Below are 761 nucleotides of genomic sequence, written 5' to 3'. Positions count from 1 at the left end.
CATTACAACACGATAGATACTCCGGTGCTGTACTGGTCTGGTATTCCAGGCAATGCGGGCGATTTTCCGGCTGAGGAAAGTTTCTATACCTTTCTGGAACAGGCTGTCTGCCTGTTTGCTTCGGAAACGAATTACCGCAGTTCGCCCAGCCCGTTCGGTATCCGTATGACGGACAGGCAGAGCGGCGTACCGCTTCATCTGGACATCAGTGACCTGCCCATGCGCAAGGGAATCATCACCAACCGCAACAAGTTCATACTCGGTCCCTCCGGCAGCGGTAAATCTTTCTTTACGAACCACCTTGTCCGCCAGTATTATGAACAGGGTACCCATATCCTGCTGGTGGATACCGGAAACAGCTATCAGGGACTTTGCAGCCTGATTCATGACCGGACACATGGCGATGACGGTATCTATATCACCTATGAGGAGGACAATCCCATCGCCTTCAATCCGTTCTATACGGATTCCGGGGAATTTGACGTGGAAAAGCGTGAAAGCATCAAGACACTGATACTCACACTCTGGAAACGTGAGGATGAAGCCCCAAGACGTTCGGAAGAAGTGGCCCTTTCGGGAGCGGTGAACGCATATATCCGCAGGATAACGGAAAACAGGGATGTCAGACCCGATTTCAACGGATTCTACGAGTTTGTGCGTGATGACTACCGCCGGATGATTGAGGAGAAGAAAGTCCGTGAGAAGGATTTTGACATCGACGGTTTCCTGAACGTGCTGGAACCGTTCTACCGTGGCGGTGA

At 51.5% G+C, this 761-nt stretch carries 1 protein-coding gene; it reads left to right on the top strand.

The window, feature by feature from the left end:
• Positions 1–761, top strand: a 761-nt coding sequence (locus I6E11_RS14730; protein ID WP_235338843.1) for a TraG family conjugative transposon ATPase, incomplete at both ends; no start/stop codon positions are given.

It is taken from the genome of Bacteroides caecigallinarum, from assembly GCF_021531075.1.
GTDB classification, from domain to species: domain Bacteria; phylum Bacteroidota; class Bacteroidia; order Bacteroidales; family Bacteroidaceae; genus Phocaeicola; species Phocaeicola caecigallinarum_B.
This window is presented reverse-complemented; position numbering and strand designations above follow the sequence as displayed.